Consider the following 17,454-nt stretch of genomic DNA (forward strand, 5'->3'; position numbering starts at 1 on the left):
CGGGCACGTGCGGGGGCGCGGCTGTGAGCCCCGGACGCGTACGCCGTGTCCTGCGCGACCTGTCCGGCCGTACCGACCGGACGCTCGCGGGTCTCGTGGTCGCCCAGCTACGCGCCGCCGCCCGCGGTGTGGTGCTCGCCCGCGCCGCCGTCGACGGTGATCTGCGTCCCGCGGAGGCCCGCCGCCGCATGGCCCTCGTCGAGCACGAGGGCGATGCCGACCGGGCGCGGCTCATCACCCGGCTGCGCCGTAGCGTGACCTCCCCCGTCGACCGCGAGGACCTGTTCCGGCTCTCCCGCAGCGTGGACGACATCCTCGACGCCCTGCGTGACTTCGTCCGCGAGGTGGATCTCTACGAGGCCTCGCCCGACCCTCTGCACGGACCGGTGCTGGCCGCTCTCGCCGACGGCGTCGGCCGGCTCACCGCCGCGGTCGAGCTTCTCGCCGACCGGCCACAGGCCGCCGCCGACGCGGCGCTGCACGCGAAGAAAGGAGGTGTGCGTCCCGCGTACCAGCAGGCCGTCGCGGTCCTGCTCACCCGACCGGAACCGTCCCTCACCTCACTGCTCCTGCTCAACCGGCTCGATACCGCGGGGGCGCACCTCGCCGCCGCGGCCGACGCCCTCGCCGACGGCGTCGTCAAACGTTTCCAGTGACGGAGATCCCCCCATGCCGACACGACGTACCTTCCTGATCGGCGGTGCCGTGACAGGCGCCGTGCTCCTCGCGGCTCGCCCCGCCGCCGCGGCCACCGTGCCGCGGGCCGCCCGTTTCGACTGTGCCGCACCAGGTGCGCGGCTGCTTGGAGATGTGCCCCTGCACGACGTGACCGTCATGCAGTCGTTCGCGTTCGACGACGTCAACGGTCACCTCTACGTCGTCCAGCTCATGGCCGGTGGCCTGCAGCTGCCCGGCGAGCCCGAGCCCGTCAGCGGCGCGGTGCGCGCCAAGAACGGCGACCTGTGCCTCACCCGGCTCGACCGCGACGGCCGCGAGACCGGCCACATGTATCTGCTCGGTTTCGGACACGGAGTGCAGATCGGCGCGGAGCCCCAGGGGCGGGACACGTTCCTGTGGACCGAGGTCGACTCGGTCTCCGACGACGGTGTCAGCGGCTGGGGCTCCCGGCTGTGCCGGTTCCCGTTCGTCGACGGCTCCGTTCTCACCCCGGACTCTCCCGGCCTCGTACGGCACGTCCCCGTGCCCGGCGCGGACCGCACGACCTGTGGCATCGACCCCGTCAACCGCCGGCTGGTCATGCGGCACCGCGTCGACGGAGCGTTCCGCTACGCGCTGTACGACCTGAAGGACGTCCGGCGCCACCGGTACGACCCGCTCGCCGTGGTCGCCCAGCCGGAGCTGACGTACTCCTTCCAGGGATACGCGACCTACGGGTCGTACCTGTACCTCCTGGAGGGAACGTCCGGTGCGGCGCCCGGGAACACGTATCTGACCTGCGTCGACTGGCGGACGGGAGCGGTCGTCGACCGGCAGTTCGTGACAGACGGCGCGGAGGTCGAATTCCGTGAGCCGGAGGGCATGGCGATCCAGGTCGCCGGCCCGAAGGAGGTGCGGCTCTGCTTCGGATTCGCCTCGGGGGTCGCCGGCGCCCGGCGGGCCAACGTGTACTACAAGGACGCGCTGATCTGACCCCGCGTGCCGGGCGGCCGCGTCGCGGAACACCTCCGCGACGCGGCCGCCCGGCACGGCTCCCGCTCCGGCCCGGAGGTCCCGGGCGGGAGCGGGAGCGGGAGCCGGAACCGCGCCCTACCGGTCGGCTTTGGACCTGCGCCGCAACGATGCGAGAACCCCCGCCGTGTCGGCGACGCCGTAGCCGTAGTCGTAGTCGAATCCGACGTCGCTGCGGTCGTCGGCGGTGCGGCGGAGCAGGGCGCGCAGTTGGGCGGGGGAGAGACGGGAGGAGGGCCAGCGGGTGCGGATGGCCGCGACCAGGCCCGCGGCGACGGGGCAGGCGGCAGAGGTCCCCGAGTCGGGCTCGCCGTCGCCGAATGCCTTGGACCCGGAGAAGTGGGTGTAGAAGCAGATGTCCGGCTTGCGGAGGGTGAGGCGGCCGGGGCCCTGGGAGGAGTATCCGACCCGCTCGCCGCGGGTGTCCACGCCGCCGATGGACAGCACGCCCGTGTGGGAGTTGGCGCCCGTGATCGGGCGGTCCGGATACGCGCACCGGCCGTCCTTGCACTCGCGCCCGCAGTTTCCGGCGGCGAACAGCACGTCGGCGCCCGCCTGCTCCAGGCTGGCGACGATCAGGTTGAACGGGTGGGCCGGGTTGTCGGAGTAGTTGCCGGGGTGGCCGACGGGGAAGTCCCAGCGGGGCGAGAAGGAGCCCCAGCTGTTGCTGACCACCAGGGACCGTGACTCCACGGGCTGGCCCGCAAGGACGGTGCGCAGGTGGGAGAACGCCGCGACCGCGTCCGAGAGCAGGCCGTCCAGGGCCGAGCCGCCGGGGCGCTGGGAGAGCAGCACGGGAACGTCGATCAGCGTCGCCCGCGGGGCGGCGATCAGCGTGTCGAACGCGCACATCGTGCCGTGGTTGACCGGGAACTCGCCCGGCCTGCCGGTGACCCCGTCGGGGTTCCAGCTCCGCTCCTTGTCCAGGACCAGGTCCCGCCCGAGACGGCGGGTCACGTGGGCGGCGTTGATGCCGGTGTCCAGGATCGCCAGGGCGACGCCCGCCCCGTCCAGTCCCTCCGCGTGCAGTTCCGTGACGTGCAGCAGCCGCTCCACGTCGTGCCAGTCGCCCACCGGGGCGTCGCCGCCACAGGTGAGGTTCGACTCGATGACCGGGTCGGCGAACACGCCCACGACGTCGTTGCGGAGGGCGGGCAGCAGGGTGAGCCGGGTGGACACCTCGTCGTCGGAGATCTCCCCCCGGACGATGACCGAGGCGTCGTCGGGGGCGAGGGAGAAGGTCAGCACCTGGTTCAGGGAGAGGGGGTCGCCTCCGGCCGCGGGCACCGGGCGGGGCACGGCGACCGGGGTGAAGGAGGCGTCCAGGACGACCCCGGGCAGGCCGTCGGCGACGTCGGCCGTCGTCGCGGTCACGTCGGGATCGGCGACCGCCGCGACGACGTCCGGAGAGGGGCGGAGCTGGATCAGGACCCGCATGGTGCACCACCAGGTTCGGGGGGAACGGACTCCACCACGTTCCTTCATTCACCCGGATCGCGTCCACCCATTCAAATCATCACGCATCGGCATTCACCTTCTTTGACCCGTGCAAATCGCTGACAGGTATTTCCTTCCCCGGCGGCGGGGCGATCACTAGCGTTGAGTGGCATGACCGCAGCGGCCAAGACGACGCCACATCCCCCTCCCGACGCCCCGTCCACGCACTGGCTGGGCACCCGGCCGAGGCTGATCGTGGCCAGCGCCTTCATGCTCTTCCTGGAGCTGGCGTTGATCCGGTGGACCGGATCGAACATCGTGCATTTGAGCTATTTCACAAACTTTGTCCTGCTCGGTTCGTTCCTCGGAATCGGGCTCGGCTTCCTGCGGGTGGGGCGCACGACGCGACCTCCGTACTATTCGCCGATCACGCTGGCCATCCTGGTGCTGGTCATCCTGTTCTTCCCGGTCACCGTGGACCGGCAGACCGAAGGCGTTCTGTACTGGACCAGCCTGAACACCGACGGCCCGCCGCCGTGGCTGATCCTGCCGGTGATCTTCGCGGCGGCGGCGATCGTGCTGATGGGCCCGGCCGAGCTGGTCGGGCGCTGCTTCCCCGAGCTGGACCGCCTGGAGGCCTACCGCTACGACCTGCTGGGCAGCCTCACCGGCATCGCGCTGTTCACCGGGCTGTCGTTCCTCAGCGCGCCCCCCGTCGTGTGGGGGACGGTCGCCGCGGCCGCCTACCTGGTGCTGCTGTGGCCGCGCACGGCCGTCGGGCGGATCGCGCTGGCCGTTCCCTCGCTGGTCGTCGTCGGGGCGCTCGCGGTGGAGACGCTGACGGCGGGGGCGCTGTGGTCGCCCTACTACAAGGTGACCTACAACCGGCAGGACTACGGCGGCGTCCCGGTGATGGACATCCAGGTCAACGGCATCCCGCACCAGCAGGCCATGCCGGCCGCCAACCGGCTGGAGTGGGAGCGGCAGTACGCGCTGCCGTACGAGCGGGCGGCGGCGCAGAAGCTGGACGACGTCCTGATCGTCGGCGCGGGCAGCGGGACCGATGTGGCGATCGCGCTGTCCAAGGGCGCCAAGCACGTCGACGCGGTGGAGATCGACCCCAAGCTCCACGAGCTCGGCGAGACCTACCATCCGGACCGGCCCTACGCGGACCCCCGCGTCACCACCGTGGTCACCGACGGCCGCGCGTTCCTGGAGGGCGCCTCCGGGAAGTACGACCTCATCCTCTTCGCGCTGCCCGACTCCCTCACCCTGGTCTCCGGGGCGAGCTCGCTGCGGCTGGAGAGCTACCTGTTCACCCAGCAGGCCATGGAGGCGGCCAGGGACCACCTCAAGCCCGGCGGCACCTTCTCGATGTACAACTACTACCGGGAGAGCTGGCTGGTGGACCGGCTCGCCGCCACCGTGCAGGCCGCCTTCGGGCACAAGCCGTGCGTGGACATCGTCAGCCAGACCGGCCAGCAGGCCGTGATCACCGCGGGTCTCACCCCCCAGACCCAGAGCTGCGGCGCCGAGTGGGCCGGCGCGACCGCCGGCACCCCGCCGCCGACCGGGGACGACCGGCCGTTCCTCTACCTGAAGGACCGGACGGTCCCGGCGATCTACGTCATCACCCTCGGCCTCATCCTGATCGTGAGCCTGCTCGCGGTCCGGCTGGTCGCCGGGCCGTACGCCCGGATGCGCCCCTACGCCGACCTGTTCCTGCTGGGCGTGGCGTTCCTGCTGCTGGAGACCAAGAGCGTGACCGGGTTCGCGCTGCTGTTCGGGACGACCTGGGTGGTGAACGCGATCGTGTTCGCCGGGGTGCTGGTCGCGGTGCTCGCCGCGGTGGAGGTGACGCGCCGCTTCAGGGTCCCGCCCCTGCCCGTCATGTACGGCGTGCTCCTCGGCGGCCTGGTCCTGGCCTGGCTGGTGCCCAACTCCTGGCTGCTGGGCCTGCCGCTGCCGCTGCGGGCGGTGGTCGCCGTGTCCGTGGCGTTCCTGCCGATCTTCGCGGCCAACGTGGTGTTCGCCAAGCGCTTCGCCGGCTCGGCCGACGGCACGACCGCCTTCGGCGCCAACCTGCTGGGCGCGATGGTCGGCGGCTGCCTGGAGTATCTGGCGCTGGTCATCGGTTACCAGGCGCTGCTGATCGTGGCGGGTCTGCTCTACCTGGGGGCCTTCGTGCTGCTTCCCCGGAGCGCCAGGGCCGCCTGAACATGACCGAGGCCGGCTGAGGGCGGTCCGGACAAGGCCGTGGCCCGGCTCCGCGAGGGAGCCGGGCCACGGCCTTCTGTCAGGCGGGGCGGGTCAGAACCCGCAGAGCTCGTCGAGGGACTTGGCGGCCTTGCCGTTCTGGGTGGGGGTCTGGCTCGGCCGGACCGTCGCGGTCCTCGTGGGCGCGGGGGTGGGGGTGCTGCCGCTCGCGCCGGGAGAGGCCGTCACCCCGGCGGCCAGGGCGCGGCGGCTGGGCTGGGTGGACTGGCGCAGCGCTTTGGCGGCCGCGGCGCGGATCTTCTGCCAGTCGGGGGAACCGGGCCAGAAGTCCGGCGGCACGAACTGCAGGCTGGTGATCTTGGCGTCCTTCACCCGGACGGCGAGGTCGGTGATGTGCTCCAGCATCTCGCGGGGGATGTTGGTCTTGGCCATCTGCTTGGCGACGGTTGCGATCTTGGTGAAGTTGGTGAGCACGACCTGGGGGGTGGCCTGCTTGGCGAAGGCGCCGATGACGCACCGCTGGCGGGCCATGCGGGAGAAGTCGTCACTGTCGACGCGGGAACGGCCGTACCAGAGCGCCTCCTCGCCGGACAGGTTCTGGTAACCGGCCTTGATCGTGCCCGCGGTGCCGAAGTGGCCGCCCCACTTGACGTCGTTGTCCACCCGGATCTTCAACCCGCCGATGGCGTCCACCAGGTGGGCGAAGCCGAACATGTTCACCAGGGCGTAGTAGTCGATCTTCAGGTTGAGCGTGTAGCCGATGGCGTCCATGAGCGCCCGGGGGCCCCGCGTCCCGTTCTTGCCCGGCACGACCTCGGGGTGCTCCTCGCCGTACTGCCAGACCTCGTTGAGCAGCCCGCCGTTGGGCAGCTCGCTCATGAAGCCGTTGGGGAAGTGTTTGCCGAGCGGTCCGGTGGGGTTGAAGCGGACGTGCTGCAGGTTGCGGGGCAGGCTGAACATGGCCGTGTTGCCGGTCGTGACATGCACGCTGGCCACGGTCATGCTGTCGGTCCGCACACCCTCCCGGTTGCCGGCCCCGTCGCCGCCGATGAGCAGGAAGTTCACCCGGTCGCGCCCGTTCCAGGGGTCCTCGGGCTTGTAGGTGGTCGTCGTCAGGTCGTCGTGGACGCTCGGGAAGAGGACGTTGACCGTCTCCTTGGCGGTCAGCACGGTGCTCGCGGTCAGCGCGAACGGCGCCATCACCGACACGCACAGCACGCCGGCCGCGACGCCCGAGATGATCTGCCCCCTGCCGGTCAGCCGGTTGGGCCTCAGGGAGACGTAGGACGACAGCACCACCAGGAACCAGCAGAGCGCGCCGGCCCCGGCGAGGATCGCTCCGGCCAGGAGGAAGCCGTCCCGGGTGGCGAAGCCGGCGTTGCCGGCCAGGATGAGACCGCCGACCAGCGCGGTCACCAGCAGCACGCCGAAGGCGCCGAGCAGGATGTAGCCGGTACGGCGACGCCCGGCGCGCAGGTGCGCGGCGCCGGGCAGGATCGCTGACAGGAGGGTCCAGCCGATGATCGAGCCGGTCGTCATCGGCTTGGCGAACCGCGGCCGGTCCGGGGAGGCGGGGGTGCCGGGCGGTGCGGGTTCGGCCCCGGGACCGCGCCCGGAACCCGTGGCCCTGCCGGATCCGCGGGTGGCGCGTCCGGGCTCCGTGGCCTGGCCGGAGACCTGGACGCGTCCGGTGTCCCGGGCCTGGCCGGATCCGTCCTGCCCGGTCTCCTTCGCGGGCTTCCTCACCTGCGTGGTGGCCTCCGCCGCCTGCTCGGGCCCTTCCGCGGGCCCGGCGCCCGGCGCTCCCGCGGCCGGCGTGTCAGGAGCGCCCTGTGCCTCGCCTGTACCGGGCTGTGCCTCACGGCCCGAGCCGCGCCGCCCGGTGCGCCGTTTCCCGCCGTCACCGGTGAGATCCCCCGAGTCCTGCCCAAGGTGCATCGTCACACCGCTTCCTACTATGGCTATCCCGGTCCACCTGGCAAAACGGCCGAGGTTCCCCGATTACACAGAATTGCCAGGATTCTAGCCCCCATATCTGGGAATGACAGACAGATGACCAATTCTCAGTTAACGGTCATCTAAGCTATGACGTCGATGAAGACGGGGCCAGCCATGTGTTGCACTGGAACACCTTGTTCTTCTCGTAGCCCTGCCGGAACCAGCGGTTGTTGTTCGCCGGGGAGCCGTGGTCGCGGGGATTGCCCGACCAGTCGCCGACCCGCGAGTAGAAGTAGTAGAGGGTGTTGCGCCGCGCCGGGGTGACCGGGTAGCTGGCCGCTACCGAGCGCATGAACATCCCGCCGAAACAGGTGGCCTGGAGTTCGAACCGGCGGCTCAACGCCAGCTTGCCGCTCTGGCTGCTGGAACGGAGGGTCTGCCCCCACCACCCGTTGGACAGGCCCGACAACTGCTGGACGTGATGTCCGTACTCGTGGGCCATCATGCTGATGACCCCGCCGTGCCAGTCGGTGAGCTGGCCGTACCCGCCGGAGTTGCCTGATCCCTTGACCATGGCCGTGGTCGAGGCGTAGATGGTCTCGTTGCGCGGGCAGTAGTAGGGCACGATGTTGCCGATCGAGGGGAAGTCCCCGCAGGCGCCGCGTCCCCGGGTGGACGTGATGGCGTAGTTCGGGCGCTGCCACGTCATGCCCTGGGCGCGCATGATCTGTGCCCAGCCCTTGTCCAGGCATCTGGACGTCTTGATGATCAGCGCCTTGAGCTGGCTGTGGCTGTAGATGCTGGCCGAGCCCGCCGGGCAGCTCACCCGGGGCAGGGACCCGGTCCGGTAGAGCGTGTTGTTCTTCAGGCTGGTGTTCAGGACCTGCTTGGCCGGGCGGGTGACCGTGGTGTCGGAGGAGCTCGTCCGGGTCTCGGTGGGACGCGACTCGGCGGTCTCGGAGGAGTCGGGCGTGCTCGTGGGCCGCTCGAAAGGGGTGAAGGTGGGGATCGCGACCGGCGAGACCGGATCCGCGTGGCGGCCCCCCCTGATCAGTGCCCCGATCACCGCGAGCCCGACGAACAGCAGCGCGACCACGCCGAAGATCCCGCCGATGATCGCTCCGGCGCCGCCGCCGGAGCGGGGACGCTGCGGCTGCCACTGGGGAGGCGGGTACGACGGCTGCCGGTGCTGGGGGTTCGGCGGCGGCGGGGGAGGCGCCTGGCCGTACGGCATCCTCCCCCGGGGCGGGGTCGGCGGGGGATACCCCTGGCCGGGGGGCGGCTGCGGCGGATAGCCCTGCGGTGCTCCCCGCGGCGGGGCGGGAGCCCACCCGGGTGGTTGCTGTGGGCCCCGGGGTGGAGGTGGGGGGTAGTGCCCGTTGCCTGTCACGCTGTCTCCCCGTTAACCCGAGCGTCCGATTCAGCCTGAAGGCCCGGACTTTTGCCAAATTCGGGGCGTAAGCATACTGATTTCTCATCCGTCACGGATGTCGCCGCATTCGATTACATTCCGAAATCATCCGAGGTGATCTCCGCGATGTCCGGGACCGGGCAGGGCCCGGTGATTTAGCTTCAAAACCATGAATCTGCAGCAGCTCCGCTATGTGGTCGCGACAGCGGAGCACCGCACCATGACAGACGCGGCCAGATCCCTGTACATCGCGCAACCTGCTCTTTCGCGCGCTATCAGGGATCTCGAACGAGAGCTCGGGATGACGTTGTTCGCCCGTTCCGGGCGTGGCGTGGTCGTCACGGCGCAGGGGCGCCGTGTGGTCAAGCTCGCCCGGGAGGCACTCGACGCGGTCCGCGAGATCGAGGCTCTGTCCAGCAGCGGTCATTCGGAGGCGGAGCTCCGCATCGCCTCCACTCCCAGCCTTGAGCCGGGACTGGCCGGACGTCTCCTTCCCGCCTACAGCGCCGAGCATCCCGGAGTGCGCGTGCACATCGTCCGCTGTGACGGACGGGACGGCGTGGTGAACGCCATCAGGGACCAGCGGGCCGATCTCGGCCTGACGGACCTGCCCGTCCCCACCGATCTGATCAGCCATCCGCTGGAACGTCAGGAGATCGTGCTGATCTCACCGCCCGGCATGAACCTGCCCGACCCGGTGCCGATGAACAGGCTCAACGGCATGCCGCTGGTCCTGCCGATCCCCGGCAGCGCCCGGCGCAGGGAGTTCGACGCGCTGTTCGCCAAGTACGGCGTCACCCCGGTGCCGACCGTGCAGCTGGACGAGCGGGGCAACTGGCTGAACACGGTCCGCTCGGGGACGGCCTCCCTGCTGTGGTACCGCGGGATGGCCGAGCAGGCGGTCCGGGCCGGGCTGGTGGTCCGTCCGCTCGCCCCCTCGGTCCGCCGGGTCATCGCCCTTGTCCACGCGCGACGGCGGCTGCCCGCCATCGCCCAGGAGTTCCTGTCCGTGGCCGAAGGTGGGTCGGCCGCCTAGGGACCATCGTCCGTTCCACCCGAAAACTCACAGAGGCGGCGCAGGTGGGAGCGCCTGCCTCTCCGACACCGGGCGATAGGCTCGGTCTCGATGACTATCTTGCGCCTGCGCGGCCGTGAGTTCCGGCCCGGCGAGTTCGCGATCATGGCGGTGGTCAACCGCACCCCTGACTCCTTCTTCGACAGGGGGAGGACCTACGGCTTCGCGGCCGCCCTGGAGGCGGTGGACGGGGCCGTCGACGGCGGCGCGGACATCGTGGACATCGGCGGCGTCAAGGCGGGCCCCGGCGACGAGGTGGACCCCGCCGAGGAGATCCGCAGGGTGGCCGACCTGGTCGCGGCGGTCCGGGAGCGCCACCCCCAGTTGATCATCAGTGTCGACACCTGGCGCGCCGAGGTCGGCGAGGTCGTCGCCGAGGCGGGCGCCGACCTGCTCAACGACACCTGGGGCGGAGTCGACCCCGCCCTGGCGGAGGTCGCCGCCAAGCACGGCATCGGGCTGGTCTGCGCGCACGCCGGACGCGTCGCCCCCCGCACCCGCCCGCACCGCATCGCCTACGCCGACGTGGTCGCCGACGTCATCGGCTACACCACCGACCTCGCCGAGCGGGCGGTCGCCGCCGGGGTCCGCAGGGAGTCGATCCTGATCGACCCGGCGCACGACTTCGGCAAGAACACCTGGCACTCCCTGGAGGTCAGCCGCCGCCTGCACGAGATGGTGGCCACCGGCTGGCCGGTGCTCGTCGCCGTCTCCAACAAGGACTTCGTCGGCGAGACCCTCGGGGGCCTCGCCGTCGACGAGCGTCACGCCGGCACCATGGCGACCCTGGCCGTCTCCGCCTGGCAGGGAGCCCGGGTCTTCCGGGTGCACGACGCCGCCTCCGCCCGCACCGCGCTGGCCACCGTCGCCGGACTGCGAGGCCAGGGCGCGGCGCGGGATCAGGTATAGATCACCGGCAGGAAACGGACCAGGACGGCCATCCGGGCGGCTCCCCCGGCCGGCCGCGAGTCCCGCGCCGCCGGGGGAGCGCTCCGGTGTCAGGGAGGGGATCCGGGGAGGCCGGTGGCACGGTGGACGCTCCGGTGAAGGTGGGCGCGGAACCTGCGCAGGGCCTCGGGGTCGTCCATGCGCCTGCGCACGCCTTCCTTGTCGAGTACCCCGCCCTGGGCGAAGCCGTTCACGCACCAGAGCATCGACCACATGAGGTATTCCACGTCGAGGTCGGGGATGGTGTAGCCGGATGCCACCGAGGGGTCGATCGCGCCGCTGATGAGACTCATCAGCGGCTCGGTGTATCGCTGCTCCAGCTCGGTGACGTCGCTGGCGTCCGAGAGCCACCGGTGCATCCACAGCGCCGGAAGCTCGGGGTTGGCCACGCACAGGTCGAGATAGCAGTCGATGATCCGGTGCACGAGGCTCGCCGCCTGCTCGGGGTCCGACGCGGGGGCGCCCTTGACCGCCTCTCTCATGTCGGCCATCTCGATCTCGTGCAACCGTTCCATGACCGCGAGATACAGATCTCGTTTGCCTCCGACCTGCCGGAGGAGGTCGGAGGCGTCCATCCCGGTGGCCTCGGCGATCTGGCTGAGGGAGGTCGCGTCATAGCCCAGCGCGGCGAACAGCCGGGTCGCGACCTGCAGGATCAGCTCCCGCTGGCCGCCGTCAGCGGAAGTCATGAAAACGACGCTAGGTCCGAAAGCATCCCCGGCCAATCACTTGGCGGTCAAACCTCGCTCAAGATAGCGGAAGCCGGACGACGGCCCGCAGTCCGGGAGAGGCGTCCTCCAGATGGACCGCGCCGCCGTGGGCGTTGACGGTCTCCCGGACGATGGCCAGCCCCAGTCCTGCTCCGCCCTCGTCCCGGCTGCGTGCGCTGTCCAGCCGGGTGAACCGGTCGAAGACCCGCTCCCGGTCGGGTTCGGGGACGCCGGGCCCGTCGTCGGTGACGCTGAGCACCGCGTCGGCGCCTTCGGCGCGCAACTCCACCGCCACCGGGCCGTTGGTGTGCCGCAGGGCGTTGTCCACCAGGTTGACCAGCACCCGCCCCAGATCCAGCGCGTCCCCGGTGATCACCATCGGACCGTCGCCGATCTTCACGGTGACGGTCTCGCCGTACCGCTCGACGGTCTGGGGGACCAGCTGGTCCAGCTCCACCGGCTCCCTGCGGCCCGGCGCGCCGCCGCGCTCGTCCAGCCGGGCCAGGGCGAGCAGGTCCTCGGCCAGCCGGGCCAGGCGCATGGTGTCCTCCAGCACACCCTCGGCCGTCTCCCGCCAGTCCTGTCCGTGCGGATGGCCGAGCGCCACCTCCAGCTGGAGCCGGATGCTGGCCAGCGGGCTGCGCAGCTCGTGCGCCGCGTCGGAGACCAGGGACCGCTGGCGGGTGTCGGCCTTCTCCAGCCGGGCCAGCATGTCGTTGAGCGTGACGGCCAGACTGTGCACCTCGTCATGGGCCTCGGGCACCGGCAGGCGCCGCGAGCGAGCGGTGTCGGTGATCTCCTCGGCGCCCCGCCGTAGTGCGGTGATGGGCCGCAGGGTCCCGCCGATGATCACCCAGCTGGCCCCGGCGAGCAGCATCAGCAGCAGCGGCGTGCCGACGACCAGCACGTGCCCGGCTGTGGTGACGCTGGCCTGCACCTCGCTGAAGGGGCGCGCGGCGATCACCGTCAGGCCGTGGTCGGCGCTGAGCACCCGCGCGCGCAACGTGTGCGGGACGCCGTACGGCGCGCCGTTCAGGAACCGCGCCCGGTTCTCCCTGATCGCCGCCGTCCGCTCCCCGCGGTTCAGCAGGGGCACCAGCCGGTCGGTGCCGGTGGTGGCGTGGGTGATCCGCCCGGTGCCGTCGATCACCTGCACGAGGATGCCGTCCGGCGAGGTCAGCTCGTCCGGCAGCCGCTCGGCGTCGGCCAGCGACACCACCTCGCGGGCACGCTGGTACGTCGACTCGTCGATGGTGGCCAGCAGCGAGTTTCCGAGCACGCCGATCATCACGTAGGCCGAGAGAGCCAGTGCCACCCCGAGCACGGCCGAGGCCACCGCGGTCAGCCGGAAACGCAGGCTCTTGCGCCGCCACCAGCCGGCCGTGCGCCGTCCTTTCCCGCCGGCCTCCCGCGTGTCCCCAGGGGTTCCCTCCGGGGGACTCTCCCGCGCGCTCTGCCGGGAGCGCGGATCAGCCCCCATCGCCGGCCAGCCGGTATCCGGCCCCGCGCACCGTCTGCAGCGCGCTCCGGGAGAACGGCACGTCGATCTTGCGGCGCAGGTAGCCGACGTAGACCTCGACCACGTTGGGATCGGTGTCGAAGGTGTCCCAGACGTGCTCCAGGATCTCCGACTTGGAGACGACCTCGTCGTGGCGGCGCATCAGATACTCCAGGAGCGCGAACTCCCTGGGCGTCAGCTCCACCGCGGTCTCCCCCCGGGACACCCGCCGCCGCGCGGGGTCCAGTGCCAGATCCCCCGCCCGCAGCACGGCGGGACGCCGGCCCGCGCCGCGCCGCAGCAACGCCCGCAGCCTGGCCACCAGCACGACGTAGGAGAACGGCTTGGTCAGATAGTCGTCGGCGCCCAGATCGAGCCCGTCGGCCATGTCGTACTCGCCGTCCTTGGCCGACAGCATCAGGATCGGCACCCAGTTCTCCTCGGCCCGCAGCTGTTTGCAGACGTTGTAGCCGGAGATCCTGGGCAACATGATGTCCAGCACGACCACGTCGTAGTCGCCCTGTCTGGCCAGGTGCAGACCGTCCTCACCGTCATGCGCGAGATCGACCGCGAACCCTTCGGCCTGCAGCCCGCGCTGGAGCGCCGCGGCCATCCGCCGCTCGTCCTCCACGACGAGAACCCGCATCCTGCACCTCCTCCGGTGTCCGTACCATCTTCGGGCAGCCGCCCTGAGAGACGGCTGAGAAGTCTGTGAGCACTCTCAGTCTGTCTCAGCTCCGGCACAGGACCGTTCACGCAAGCTACAGATGTCAGGGATTGACGGCATACCGTGAGGGAGTGAAATGTCGGAGCGGACGAGACGAGGCCATGCGATGAGATGGGGAGTGCCCATCGCGGTGATCGCCGTGGTCGCCGGGGCCATCGGCGCCGGACCGGTCATCGCGGCGGTCCAGGGAGAGCCGGTGCTGCCCGAGCGTACCGCCGAGCAACTGCTCGCCGACGCGGCCCAGGCCACCCAGTCCGGCCTGAAGCCCATGTCGGGCACCGTGATGCAGACCGCGTCCCTCGGCCTGCCGGGGTTGCCCGATGTCACGGGCATGGGAGGTTCGTCGCCCGCGGCACTGCTGGCGGGCTCGCACGAACTCAAGGTCTGGTACGGCGGCGCGGACCGGTTCCGCTTCGCCCTGCCCGGGCGGATGAGCGAGACCGACCTGATCGTCAACGGCGACCAGGCCTGGCTGTGGGAGAGCGAGGCCAACAAGGCCACCCGTATCAAGGGCGCCGCCCAGGCCGGACCGGACCAGCAGAAGGCCATGCCCACGGCGACCACCCCGCAGCAGCTCGCCGGCGAGCTGCTGAAGAGGACCGAGGCCGGAACCGTGGTCAGTGTGAGCAACACCGAGAAGGTCGCCGACCGCCCGGCCTACCAGCTCGTCCTGGCGCCCAAGGACGCCTCCTCCCTGGTCAAGGAGGTCAAGGTGGCGCTCGACGGGGAGACCTTCGTCCCGTTGCGGGTCCAGGTCTACGCCAAGAGCGCGGCCGAACCGGCCTTCGAGGTCGGGTTCACCTCGGTGACGTTCACCCCGCCCGCCCCGGACAACTTCGCCTTCACCCCGCCGGCCGGTACGAAGGTGGAGGAGAAGTCGCTCTCCGACCTGAGCGGCGGCCCGGAGGCCCAGCGGGAGAGGGCCGAGGAGCTGAAGGGAGAGGCCACGACCGTGGGCGAGGGATGGACCACGGTCATGGTGCTCCCCTCGAAGGACCTCATGGGCCAGGCGCAGCCGGAGAAGGGGGAGCGGCCCGGCGGGCAGGACCAGAACGCGATCGCCGACGCCCTGCTGAAGGCGGCCGAGCCGGTCAGCGGGACGTGGGGCAGCGGCAAGGTCATCCGGACCAAGCTGGTCTCCGCGCTGCTGACCGACGACGGCCGTCTGCTCGTCGGGGCGGTCACCCCCGACAAGCTGACCGAGGTGGCCGGCCAGAGGTGAGGAAGACGCCGGGAGACACACGACTCCTGGCGGGCGACGGTGGGGCTCGCCGCGGCGGGCCCCACCGGGCGGGGTTCGCCGAGAGCCCGGGGGCGCCCGCCGCCAGGGACGCGAAACCAGGAGGAGAGCCATGTTGACCGTCCAGGAGCCCTCGCCGTCCGCCACGGCCTCCACCGGAGAGTGCTCGATCGTCACGCGGGGGCTGACCAAGCGCTTCCGGGGCGGCCAGGTGGCCGTGAACGATCTCGACCTGGCCGTGCCGAGGGGCTCGGTCTTCGGCTTCCTCGGCCCGAACGGCTCGGGCAAGACCACGACCATCCGCATGCTCCTCGGTCTGGCCGCGCCGACCTCGGGCACCTGGGAGCTGCTCGGCACGCCCATGCCGGGCGGGATGGGCACCGTACTGCCACGGGTGGGCGCGCTGGTCGAGGGGCCGGCGTTCTACCCCTACCTGTCGGGGGAGGCGAACCTGCGCCGCTACGACGCCGCCGATCCGGCGGCCGACCCGCGCACCGCCGCGGCGAGGATCGGGCTCGCCCTGGAGCGGGTCGGGCTGGCCGCCGCGGCCCGCAAACGCTACCGGGCCTACTCGCTGGGCATGCGCCAGAGGCTGGCCATCGCCGGGGCACTGCTCGGGCCGAGGGAGCTGCTCGTCCTCGACGAGCCGACCAACGGCCTCGACCCGCAGGGCACCCGTGAGGTGCGGGGGCTGGTCAAGGAGATCGCCGCGGAGGGGACGACCGTGTTCGTCTCCTCCCACCTGCTGGCCGAGGTGGAGCACATGTGCTCCCACATCGCCGTCATGCGCGCCGGGCGGCTGGTCGCCCAGGGCCCCATCGCCGGGCTCCGGGCCGGTGAGGCGGTGCGGATCCGGGTGGAGACCCCGGACATCGCCGAGGCGGCGGCCGTATTCGCCGCGCTCGGACTGGCGCAGGTCCGCGCCGGCGACGGGGAGGTCAGCGCCGAGCTGGGCACCGACGCTCCGGAGCGGATCTGCGCGGTACTGGTGGACGGCGGGGTGGCCGTGCGCGGCCTGGCCGTGCAGCGGCCGAGCCTTGAGGACGTGTTCGTGGGCCTTACCGGGGAGGGTTTCGATGTCGACGGTTAGCGGGGAAGAGGTCATGCCGGCCGATGTGGGGACGCCGCCGGTCCGTAAGGGCATGGAAGCGGCAGTCCGTGAAGGAGCGGAAGCGGCACCGGTCCGTGAAGGCACGGCGCAGGCCGTCGCCGGGCCGGTTCCGGGCGGGACGCCGGTCTCCCCGCCGCGCGCGATGGGCGCGCCCCGGGCGTGGCTGCGGCTGCTGGGCTCGGAGCTGGGACTGATCTTCCGGCGGCCGAGGAACATCTCCATGCTCGGCGTGCTCGCCCTGGTCCCGCTGCTGATCGGTGTCGCGCTGCGGGCGTTCGGCGGAGGAGACGCGGGCGACGGGGGGCCCGCGATCTTCGGACAGGTCACCGGGAACGGGCTGTTCCTCACCTTCGCCGCTCTCTCGGTCCTGGTGCAGCTGTTGCTGCCGGTCGCCGTCGTGGTGGTCGCCGGAGACGGGATCGCCGGAGAGGCCGGCATCGGCACGCTGCGCTACCTGCTGGCCGCCCCGGCCGGCCGGGGCCGGCTGCTGGGCGTCAAGTACGCGGGCGCCGTCGTCTTCTCCCTCGCGGCCGTGACCCTGGTGGCGCTGTCCGCGCTGCTCGTCGGCGTGCTGCTGTTCCCGGCCGGTCCGATCACCCTGCTGTCCGGGACGACGATCCCCCTGCTCGACGGCATCCTGCGGATCGGCGTCGTCGTGCTGTACGTCTCGGCGGGCATGGCGGCACTGGCCGCCGTCGCCCTGGCACTGTCGACGCTGACCGAGGTGGCCGTCGGCGCCATCGCCTCGGCCGTGGTGCTCGTGATCGTCGCCCAGGTGCTCGGCGTCATCCCGCAGCTCGCCGGGCTCCAGCCGTACCTGCTGACCCACTGGTGGAACGGATTCGACGGGGTGCTGCGCGATCCGGTGGCCACCGGCGAGATGGGCCAGGGCCTGCTGGTCTTCGCCGCCTACATCGCCGTCTTCGGCTCGATCGCCTGGGCCCGCTTCACCAGCAAGGACATCACCTGCTGACATGCGAGCAGACGGCAAGGGGCTTGACTCCCCTCGCCGGCTCGCAGCGAGGAAAGCCCCCGGACAGGCGTTACGCCGTCGGGGGCTTTCTGCCTGCCGGAGGCTGAGAGTCTCCAATGCGGTGAGCCCGGCGAGCGGTGTGAGGTCGGTGACGGCCGCGCAGCCGTCCAGCTCGAGTTCGGTACGCCCTTCATCGGCGAAGGCAGGGGCGAGAAGGTGCTCGGCGAAGCCGTCCGGGTCAGGGGCCTCCCACCAGAGCTTGAGCAGCTTGTCGGTGGACGGCTCGGCGATCTCGGCGAACTCGGCGGCCAGTGCGAGGGCATCGCCCCGGCCGTCGAGGACGAGCTCCCGGACGGATTTCCAAGCGCGCTCGGGGGACGCGGAAGACCCTCACCGAAGCCCTCACCCGTATCGCCGCAGCCTGCTGAGAGGCCTCGAATACGGGCGTGCGAAGAGCGCCTCACCGTTCATTCCAGGCCG

At 71.3% G+C, this 17,454-nt stretch carries 14 protein-coding genes; 8 read left to right on the top strand and 6 right to left on the bottom strand.

Features of this window, described 5'->3' with window-relative positions:
- The first annotated feature begins 23 nt into the window (after positions 1-23).
- Positions 24-656, top strand: coding sequence for a DUF47 domain-containing protein (locus FHR32_RS39695; RefSeq protein ID WP_184759753.1), 633 nt, complete (start codon positions 24-26; stop codon positions 654-656).
- Positions 657-669: 13 nt separating this feature from the next.
- The gene (locus FHR32_RS39700; RefSeq protein WP_184759754.1) at positions 670-1,650 is read left to right on the top strand and encodes a phage baseplate protein; all 981 of its coding nucleotides are present in this window, start codon (positions 670-672) and stop codon (positions 1,648-1,650) included.
- 117 nt (positions 1,651-1,767) lie between these two features.
- Here the strand turns inward: FHR32_RS39700 and FHR32_RS39705 are convergent, their stop codons facing one another.
- Complete coding sequence (locus tag FHR32_RS39705) at positions 1,768-3,126, bottom strand: S8 family serine peptidase (RefSeq protein WP_184759755.1); 1,359 nt, start codon at positions 3,124-3,126, stop codon at positions 1,768-1,770.
- Positions 3,127-3,297: 171 nt separating this feature from the next.
- Between FHR32_RS39705 and FHR32_RS39710 the strand changes: the two genes are divergently transcribed.
- Positions 3,298-5,343, top strand: coding sequence for a spermine/spermidine synthase domain-containing protein (locus FHR32_RS39710; protein WP_184759756.1), 2,046 nt, complete (start codon positions 3,298-3,300; stop codon positions 5,341-5,343).
- A 93-nt stretch (positions 5,344-5,436) separates the two neighbouring features.
- On the opposite strand, the gene FHR32_RS39715 is transcribed toward FHR32_RS39710, so the two are convergent.
- Both FHR32_RS39715 and FHR32_RS46450 read right to left on the bottom strand, forming a co-directional pair.
- Complete coding sequence (locus FHR32_RS39715) at positions 5,437-7,281, bottom strand: LCP family protein (protein ID WP_221466893.1); 1,845 nt, start codon at positions 7,279-7,281, stop codon at positions 5,437-5,439.
- 145 nt (positions 7,282-7,426) lie between these two features.
- Entirely contained in the window at positions 7,427-8,515 is a 1,089-nt protein-coding gene (locus tag FHR32_RS46450; protein ID WP_184759758.1) for a neutral zinc metallopeptidase, read from the bottom strand.
- Positions 8,516-8,861: 346 nt separating this feature from the next.
- Between FHR32_RS46450 and FHR32_RS39725 the strand changes: the two genes are divergently transcribed.
- Both FHR32_RS39725 and folP read left to right on the top strand, forming a co-directional pair.
- Positions 8,862-9,728 carry a LysR family transcriptional regulator gene (locus FHR32_RS39725; protein ID WP_184759759.1) on the top strand — a complete coding sequence of 289 codons (867 nt, stop codon included), beginning with the start codon at positions 8,862-8,864 and terminating at the stop codon, positions 9,726-9,728.
- 90 nt (positions 9,729-9,818) lie between these two features.
- Positions 9,819-10,676 carry a dihydropteroate synthase gene (gene folP, locus FHR32_RS39730; protein WP_184759760.1) on the top strand — a complete coding sequence of 286 codons (858 nt, stop codon included), beginning with the start codon at positions 9,819-9,821 and terminating at the stop codon, positions 10,674-10,676.
- A gap of 89 nt (positions 10,677-10,765) precedes the next feature.
- Here folP and FHR32_RS39735 read toward each other — a convergent pair whose 3' ends face one another.
- From FHR32_RS39735 to FHR32_RS39745, 3 genes are read right to left on the bottom strand one after another with little or no spacing between them, the layout of a single operon-like run.
- The gene (locus FHR32_RS39735; RefSeq protein WP_184759761.1) at positions 10,766-11,404 is read right to left on the bottom strand and encodes a TetR/AcrR family transcriptional regulator; all 639 of its coding nucleotides are present in this window, start codon (positions 11,402-11,404) and stop codon (positions 10,766-10,768) included.
- 58 nt (positions 11,405-11,462) lie between these two features.
- Positions 11,463-12,905: a sensor histidine kinase gene (locus FHR32_RS39740; RefSeq protein ID WP_184759762.1), complete on the bottom strand. Its 1,443-nt coding sequence runs from the start codon at positions 12,903-12,905 to the stop codon at positions 11,463-11,465.
- Positions 12,895-13,569 carry a response regulator transcription factor gene (locus tag FHR32_RS39745; RefSeq protein ID WP_184759763.1) on the bottom strand — a complete coding sequence of 225 codons (675 nt, stop codon included), beginning with the start codon at positions 13,567-13,569 and terminating at the stop codon, positions 12,895-12,897. The genes FHR32_RS39740 and FHR32_RS39745 overlap by 11 nt, the downstream gene beginning before the upstream one ends.
- A gap of 187 nt (positions 13,570-13,756) precedes the next feature.
- Here FHR32_RS39745 and FHR32_RS39750 point away from each other — a divergent pair, with 187 nt between their 5' ends.
- The 3 genes from FHR32_RS39750 to FHR32_RS39760 all read left to right on the top strand — a co-directional run bounded on the left by FHR32_RS39750 (position 13,757) and on the right by FHR32_RS39760 (position 16,974).
- A complete protein-coding gene (locus FHR32_RS39750; RefSeq protein WP_246468551.1) occupies positions 13,757-14,872 on the top strand; it encodes a LolA family protein in 1,116 nt (371 codons plus the stop codon).
- Between the two features lie 130 nt (positions 14,873-15,002).
- On the top strand, positions 15,003-15,980 hold the full coding sequence (locus tag FHR32_RS39755; RefSeq protein ID WP_184759765.1) for an ABC transporter ATP-binding protein: 978 nt from the start codon (positions 15,003-15,005) through the stop codon (positions 15,978-15,980).
- On the top strand, positions 15,967-16,974 hold the full coding sequence (locus tag FHR32_RS39760; protein ID WP_246468552.1) for a DUF2705 family protein: 1,008 nt from the start codon (positions 15,967-15,969) through the stop codon (positions 16,972-16,974). The genes FHR32_RS39755 and FHR32_RS39760 overlap by 14 nt, the downstream gene beginning before the upstream one ends.
- Positions 16,975-17,454: the final 480 nt, after the last annotated feature.

This window comes from Streptosporangium album, assembly GCF_014203795.1.
GTDB classification, from domain to species: Bacteria; Actinomycetota; Actinomycetes; order Streptosporangiales; family Streptosporangiaceae; genus Streptosporangium; species Streptosporangium album.

Coding starts and splice junctions, on each gene's coding strand:
- FHR32_RS39700 (WP_184759754.1), top strand. CDS start 670: ATGCCGACACGACGTACCTTCCTGATCGGCGGTGCCGTGACAGGCGCC.
- FHR32_RS39705 (WP_184759755.1), bottom strand. CDS start 3,126: ATGCGGGTCCTGATCCAGCTCCGCCCCTCTCCGGACGTCGTCGCGGCG.
- FHR32_RS39710 (WP_184759756.1), top strand. CDS start 3,298: ATGACCGCAGCGGCCAAGACGACGCCACATCCCCCTCCCGACGCCCCG.
- FHR32_RS39715 (WP_221466893.1), bottom strand. CDS start 7,281: ATGCACCTTGGGCAGGACTCGGGGGATCTCACCGGTGACGGCGGGAAA.
- FHR32_RS46450 (WP_184759758.1), bottom strand. CDS start 8,515: ATGCCGTACGGCCAGGCGCCTCCCCCGCCGCCGCCGAACCCCCAGCAC.
- FHR32_RS39725 (WP_184759759.1), top strand. CDS start 8,862: ATGAATCTGCAGCAGCTCCGCTATGTGGTCGCGACAGCGGAGCACCGC.
- folP (WP_184759760.1), top strand. CDS start 9,819: ATGACTATCTTGCGCCTGCGCGGCCGTGAGTTCCGGCCCGGCGAGTTC.
- FHR32_RS39735 (WP_184759761.1), bottom strand. CDS start 11,404: ATGACTTCCGCTGACGGCGGCCAGCGGGAGCTGATCCTGCAGGTCGCG.
- FHR32_RS39740 (WP_184759762.1), bottom strand. CDS start 12,905: ATGGGGGCTGATCCGCGCTCCCGGCAGAGCGCGCGGGAGAGTCCCCCG.
- FHR32_RS39745 (WP_184759763.1), bottom strand. CDS start 13,569: ATGCGGGTTCTCGTCGTGGAGGACGAGCGGCGGATGGCCGCGGCGCTC.
- FHR32_RS39750 (WP_246468551.1), top strand. CDS start 13,757: ATGAGATGGGGAGTGCCCATCGCGGTGATCGCCGTGGTCGCCGGGGCC.
- FHR32_RS39755 (WP_184759765.1), top strand. CDS start 15,003: ATGTTGACCGTCCAGGAGCCCTCGCCGTCCGCCACGGCCTCCACCGGA.
- FHR32_RS39760 (WP_246468552.1), top strand. CDS start 15,967: ATGTCGACGGTTAGCGGGGAAGAGGTCATGCCGGCCGATGTGGGGACG.